The organism is Mesotoga infera (assembly GCA_011045915.1).
Taxonomy (GTDB): domain Bacteria; phylum Thermotogota; class Thermotogae; order Petrotogales; family Kosmotogaceae; genus Mesotoga; species Mesotoga infera_D.
Genome location: DSBT01000299.1, coordinates 1 through 1,747 on the forward strand (window position 1 = coordinate 1; position 1,747 = coordinate 1,747).

Consider the following 1,747-nt stretch of genomic DNA (forward strand, 5'->3'; position numbering starts at 1 on the left):
AAAGATCGGGTTGATAGAAGCGGGTTATCGAAACTTGGTTAGGAAGAGCGAGATCCCAATCAGTTGCATATTGGGATGACAGTCTTTTCTTGCTTCGTGTTATCTGGCGGGCTTCTGGCAAGGATCTGCATCCTCTCACAATGTGATCTTTACCAAGAACGAGGAACAGATCATTGCTCTGAAACGAAGAACAGATTTTTTTCCTCTTGAACGATCAACGGCGAACCTTTTTTTACAGCGATCAGCAGGTCCTAGAGAGAGCCCGCAGGCTAACTATGAGTTAATGTCAGTATTGAAATCCAAGTGTCCACATTGGAATCGAGTTTGAATAGGGCAAATCCGTATCGTCTCTTATCACGAACTCGGCTTTCTTTGGTTTTTTGCTCCTTCCTCCCACTTCAATGATCTTCCCATCTACAGAGAAATCTCCGTTTCGCTCATCCACACAGGCAAAGATTCTTTTACCCGAATCTTCGAAGGATTGTGCCACATAGGCTTCTCTTCTTGTTCCAATATTTCCTGTACCAATTGAGTAGAAAGCAGGGTCGCCAAAGAATATTTTCTCACCCTTGGAGAAAGTTCGATTATCATTCTCTCTATATACTATTCTGATTACTCCTGTTGCATTCATTACAGTAAGAAGTTCATAGAGCTTTCTCTTCCCTATACCCCAGTCTCTACACATTCTCTCTATGTTCAGTGTTGGTACTTTTGAAATCGCCAAGAACCCAACAACGGCATTCATTAGCCTGAAGTGAATATCTGAGATTTGGGGAACGAAGAACGGAACATCTCCATGTAGTGTTTTTTCGATAATGCGTTCTATTTGCTCTCGAAAGTCCCATTCCATGTAAGACGGTCTGAATCCTCGCTCAAGATACTCTTCAAAAGCAGAAAGTACGTTCGTACCGTTTATTATCTCTTTAACTGCCGAACTCTCAGGAGAGAATGGTTCTAGTTCCGGCAGCAATATTCCGTCTCTAAGAAATATGTATTCTCTCAAAGACATTAGAGGGATTTGAACCCTAGAGAATCTTCTTGATAGATCTGCGATCCCCTGTCTTAATACTAGGCTGCTGCTATCGCTAGCTATTACAAGCTTTCCTGGATAGGAATCGTAGAGGGCCTTGAGATGAATGCTCCAATCTTTTGCGTAGTGAGCTTCATCCACTATTATCCCCTCATAACCCCTTACAAAGGCCGTCTTTGCTATATTCCATATGTCACTAGTGGAAACAAGAGGGTTGTCGGCCGAAACGTAGAGTACTTTTCTCTCCCTAAATCTGTTCAGAAGAAAGGTGGTTTTTCCAACTCCTCTTGGGCCAAAAACAAGTACTGCCCTGTTCTTCATCTGTATTTTGTCGAAGTAAGGTCTCAGTCTTGAAGGGAGCTCCATTTCCTTTCTCTTCTGTATCTCTTCGAGTGACTGAACTAACTCGTCTGCATTCAACCAATCATCTCCTGCCGTTTCGCTATGAAACTATATTAGCATATATTCGTTCCACCACAACACGGAAACAACAATTTCAGAGAGAGACAGAAGCTGTTCGGCGTCCTTCGAAAGAAACCTGTTCTTAGTTCCAGAGCGAGGATCTGTTCTTCGTTCTTGGTTAGAGCAATGAAGCAGCATCATCATGATTCCGACCTGGAGCTTTGTCGGAATGACGGCATTTGACGTTTCTTCGCTTTTGGCTGCAACTTAGAACTCACAACTTACAACTGATTTTCAGCGTACATCGCCTCTCAG

General features: G+C 43.0%; 1 protein-coding gene. It reads right to left on the reverse strand.

What is annotated here, in order from left to right; translation table 11 throughout:
• Positions 1–286: 286 nt before the first annotated feature.
• Complete coding sequence (locus ENN47_09645) at positions 287–1,450, reverse strand: ATP-binding protein (GenBank protein ID HDP78426.1); 1,164 nt, start codon at positions 1,448–1,450, stop codon at positions 287–289.
• Positions 1,451–1,747 lie beyond the last annotated feature (297 nt).